The organism is Methylobacterium sp. 2A (assembly GCF_009806555.1).
In the GTDB taxonomy this organism is placed as follows: domain Bacteria; phylum Pseudomonadota; class Alphaproteobacteria; order Rhizobiales; family Beijerinckiaceae; genus Methylobacterium.
This window is the reverse complement of record NZ_VUOK01000038.1, coordinates 1-4,121: the sequence shown is the minus strand read 5'-3', so window position 1 is coordinate 4,121 and position 4,121 is coordinate 1. Positions and strand designations below refer to the sequence as shown.

Here is a 4,121-nt window from a genome sequence, read left to right as displayed (position 1 = left end):
TCGGGCCGCTCGGACACGAGCTACGCCGAGCGGGTGGCGCTGGATCTGGACTATGCCAGCCGCTGGAGCCTGCGCCGGGACATCGCGATCATGCTGCGCACCATCCCGGCGGTGCTGGCCCAGCGCGGCAGCCGCTAGAGCGGGTCGCGGGGACACACGCCGGGATCGCGCTGAGGCAGGCCCGGACGCGATGGCGCGGGCTTCGGGATCGGTCTACCACCCGACCCAGGCTGGGACGGGGACGGGCGGCGATGAAGGGTCTGTTGCTGAACGCGCTGCTCGGGCTGGGGCTGGGCCGGTTCGGCTCGGTGTGGTGGCTGCTGGCGTTCCTGCCCGTGGTGGCGGGCGAGCTGGCCTACGGGGTGTACATCCACCACCTCAGCACCGGCGGCAGCATGCGCCGGGGGCTGGCCCTGCTGGTCTGCGGGCAGCTCGGCTTCCTCCTCGGTGCCCTCATGCGGCCCATGCGCGGCGAAACGTGAAGCCAGGGTACCGATACAGCCAGGCGCGTCTCACCTCGCTTGATCGTGATCGCCGAAAAGCCCTTGCGCAGCCCGATCTTCGTCAGCCCGTTGAGCGCACCGCGCAGGCGGCCTGATTGCGCGCGAACCGCCGACCGATCCGTCGGCCCCTTTTACGATGGCCGAAGCGAGAGCGCCGCGCGCACGATCGTTTCGGCGTGGAAATGGTGCAGCATGTGGCCCGAACCCGCCAGCAGTTCCAGGCGGGCACCGGGGATCAGGCGCCCAGCGCGCCGGGCGTGAAGGTCGGTGTTCACCACCAGATCTGCGGTCCCGGCGATGAGGCGCACCGGCACCTGAAGGGTCGGATAGCTCAGCATGCTGCGGGTGAGCCCCGGCCAAAGCCATCCGGCATCCTCGCCCTCGGCGGTGATCTGCGCCGGCCGCGCCGCCAGATCGAACGGAAATTGACGCGCGAAGGAGTCCGGCATCGTTCCCGGGAAGAACATGGCGTTCCAGAGCAGGGGCAGCAGCGCCTTATCGCTGGTCGCGCCCAGGATGCGGGACAGCTGGTCGCCGCCGAAGGGCAGGGCGCGAGGTCCGAACAGCACATGCTCCAGGCGCGCCTCGGGGAAGCAGATCGGCGCGACCGCAACCACGCCCGCGATCTCCTCCGGATGCAGCATGCCATAGGCCAGCGCGACCGCCCCGCCGAACGAATGGCCGAGGATCACGGGCCTTCGTAGACCGAGCTGCCGCACCGCGGCCCGGATGCACGCGGCCTGATCCCAGAGATCGGCCCCACGACCACGTGGCCGCAGGCTGAAGCCGTGGCCGGGCCGGTCGACCGCGACAACGCGAAAATGCTCGGCCAGGGCCGGCACCGGCCCGAGCCAGAGATCCTCCAGACACATGAGCGTCCCGTGGATCGCCACCAGATCGGGGCCGGACCCAGTTTCCGCGTAGCCAATCGTCCGTTCGTCCGAAAGCCGGACGATCCGGCGCGGCACGATTCGGGGATCGCGCTGCTCCTCCTGGATCGGGGCCGCCGGGCCGGGCAGGGGTTCGGCTGCGGCTGCCATGTTACGGGCGCCGCCTGCGGCCGGCGGGCCCCATCACCGCCAGCGCGGTGGCCGCACCGACACCGAGAAGACCGGCGGCCGCCGCCAGCGGGTGCAGGCTCGCCCGCGTGTAGGCGCTGGTGCGCATCACCGGCACGGGCGGGTCGCCGCGCGTCTCGCCGGCGGGAACGGGCGCGTGCAGGGCGCCGTCCGGGTTGCGCGGCGCGCTCGCCCGCTTCTGGAGGGCGATGATCGCGGAGGCGAGATAATCGTAGGCGCCCGGCGCGAATTCCTTGCCGGCCGTGAAGGCCTTGCCGGCGCCGCCCACATAGATGTCGCGCTGCGGGTGAACGGCCGCGTGCAGGATGGCATTCGCCACTTCCTGGGGCGGGTAAATCGGCGGCGGCAGGCTGGGCTCGCGGTCCATGTAGTTGCGCGCCCGCTGGGGCAGGGGCGTGTCGATCGAGGCCGGCTTGATCAGCGTGACCGAGACCGGCGCCTTCTCGTGGAGCAATTCCATGCGCAGGGCATCGGTGAAGCCCTTCACGGCGTGTTTCGAGGCCGCGTACATGCCCTGGTACGGGAAGGCGAGGTCCGAGGCGATGCTGCCCACGTTGATGAGGGCGCCCCCGCTCTGCCGCAGGTGCTCGGTCGCCACCAGGGAGCCGAACACTGTCCCCCAGAAGTTGGTCTGGAACAGGCGTTCGTGGTCGGAATCGCTGATTTCGCGCAGCGTCCCGTAGATCGAGCCCCCCGCCACGTTCACCCAGGTGTCGAATCCGCCGAAGGTCGCCACCGCGCGGTCGGCGATTGCCTGCACGTCGGCCCGGTTGCCGACATCGGCCACGACGTGGATCGCCTTGCCGCCGATGCCCTCGATCTCGGCCTGAATGCGCGCCAGGACATCGCCGCTGCGCGCCGCCAGCACGACCCGGGCGCCGCGCTCGGCCGCCATGCGGGCGGTGGCGAGGCCGATCCCCGAGGAGGCGCCGGTGATCACGATGACCTGCTCGCGGAGCGGCTTGTGCTTCATGCTGTGTCCCCGATGCCTCGCCATGCGGCAGCGCGCGGTTTAAGCCGCGCGGCGCCTGCACGCTCTGCTATCGATCGGGAGCGCCGCATGTTCCTGGATTGCGGCGGGCAATCGCGTCGCAGGGGTGGTCGGGTTCAGCGTCCGTAGATATCCTCCACGCGGATGATGTCGTCCTCGCCGGTATAGGAGCCGACCTGCACCTCGATCAGCTCCAGCGGGATCTTGCCGGGGTTGGCCAGCCGGTGCATCGAGCCGATCGGCAGGTAGATCGCCTCGTTCTCGTGGACCAGCGTCACCCGCTCGTCCACCGTCACCTCGGCGGTGCCGCGCACCACCACCCAGTGCTCGGCCCGGTGGTAGTGCTTCTGCAGCGACAGCCGCCCGCCCGGCACCACCTGGATCCGCTTCACCTGGAACCGCTCGCCGATGTCGATCCGCTGGTACCAGCCCCAGGGCCGGTACATCCGCAGATGCGCGTCCGCCTCCGGCTCGCCCGAGGCCCGCAGGGCATTGACGAGGTCCTTCACCTGGCCGGAATGCGCCTTCGAGGCCACCAGCACCGCGTCGGGCGTGGAGACCACCACCACGTCCTCGAGGCCCACCACCGCGGTCAGGCCGCCGCCCTGGCTGTGCACGAGGCTGTTCCGCGTCCCGATCAGCGACACCCGGCCCCGCACCGCGTTGCCGGCCGCGTCGTGATCCAGAACCTGCCAGACCGCGTCCCAGGTGCCGACATCCGACCACGCGAACGACACCGGCAGCACGCCGGCCCGGGCGGTGCGCTCCATCACCGCGTAGTCGATCGAGATCTTGGGCGCCTTGGCGAAGGCCTCGGCATCGAGGCGCACGAAGTCGAGATCGGTCACCGCCGCCGCGTAGGCCGCGCGGGCGGCCGCCAGCACCTCGGGCGCGAAGGCTTCGAGCTCGGCCAGCATCAGATCGGCGCGGAACAGGAAGTAGCCGGAGTTCCACAACGCGCCGTCGGCGATCAGCGCCTCGGCGCCGGCCCGGTCGGGCTTCTCGACGAAGCGGGCGACGCGGGCGGCGCCGGGCGCCTCGTGGATCGGCTCGCCGCGGCGGATATAGCCGTAATCGGTCGCCGGCCGGTCGGGCTCGATGCCGAGCGTCATGGTGAAGCCGGCCCGCGCCCCCTCGGCCGCGCGCCGCACGGCATCCACGAAGGCGGCGATGTCGGGCACGACGTGATCGGCGGCCATGATCAGGACGACGGCCTGCGGATCGCTCGCGGCGGCGTGGATCGCGGCGACCGCCACGGCGGCGGCGGAGTCGCGGCCCTGCGGCTCGAGCAGGATGTCGGCGGTGAGCCCGAGCTGGTCGCGCTGCTCGGCGACGATGAAGCGGGCCTCGGCCGAGGCGATCACCGTGGGCCTGGCGAAGACACCCGCGTCCGCGACCCGCTCCAGGCTGGCCTGGAAGGTCGAGACTTTCGCGTCCACCAGCTTGGCGAACTGCTTCGGCATGCTCTCGCGCGAGGCCGGCCACAGGCGCGTTCCCGTCCCCCCGCACAGGATCATCGGATAAATCGGGGCAGATGATCGGGACATG

The 4,121-nt window shown here is 71.1% G+C and carries 5 protein-coding genes; 2 read left to right on the top strand and 3 right to left on the bottom strand.

All coding sequences use genetic code 11. The annotated features are described in order from the left end of the window. Both FVE89_RS18490 and FVE89_RS18485 read left to right on the top strand, forming a co-directional pair. On the top strand, positions 1-138 hold a 138-nt coding region (locus tag FVE89_RS18490; protein WP_160535494.1), incomplete at its 5' end, for a sugar transferase. Between the two features lie 113 nt (positions 139-251). Further along, positions 252-482: a hypothetical protein gene (locus tag FVE89_RS18485; RefSeq protein WP_160532660.1), complete on the top strand. Its 231-nt coding sequence runs from the start codon at positions 252-254 to the stop codon at positions 480-482. 152 nt (positions 483-634) lie between these two features. Here FVE89_RS18485 and FVE89_RS18480 read toward each other — a convergent pair whose 3' ends face one another. From FVE89_RS18480 to FVE89_RS18470, 3 genes are all read right to left on the bottom strand, one after another. Next, complete coding sequence (locus FVE89_RS18480) at positions 635-1,543, bottom strand: alpha/beta hydrolase (protein WP_160535492.1); 909 nt, start codon at positions 1,541-1,543, stop codon at positions 635-637. A 1-nt stretch (position 1,544) separates the two neighbouring features. Continuing rightward, on the bottom strand, positions 1,545-2,555 hold the full coding sequence (locus tag FVE89_RS18475) for an SDR family oxidoreductase (RefSeq protein ID WP_160535490.1): 1,011 nt from the start codon (positions 2,553-2,555) through the stop codon (positions 1,545-1,547). Positions 2,556-2,689: 134 nt separating this feature from the next. After that, entirely contained in the window at positions 2,690-4,120 is a 1,431-nt protein-coding gene (locus FVE89_RS18470) for a mannose-1-phosphate guanylyltransferase/mannose-6-phosphate isomerase (RefSeq protein WP_160535488.1), read from the bottom strand. Between the last annotated feature and the right edge of the window lies 1 nt (position 4,121).

Excerpts from the sequence above, each read along its gene's own strand:
- FVE89_RS18485 (WP_160532660.1), top strand. The coding sequence starts at position 252 with ATGAAGGGTCTGTTGCTGAACGCGCTGCTCGGGCTGGGGCTGGGCCGG.
- FVE89_RS18480 (WP_160535492.1), bottom strand. The coding sequence starts at position 1,543 with ATGGCAGCCGCAGCCGAACCCCTGCCCGGCCCGGCGGCCCCGATCCAG.
- FVE89_RS18470 (WP_160535488.1), bottom strand. The coding sequence starts at position 4,120 with ATGTCCCGATCATCTGCCCCGATTTATCCGATGATCCTGTGCGGGGGG.
- FVE89_RS18475 (WP_160535490.1), bottom strand. The coding sequence starts at position 2,555 with ATGAAGCACAAGCCGCTCCGCGAGCAGGTCATCGTGATCACCGGCGCC.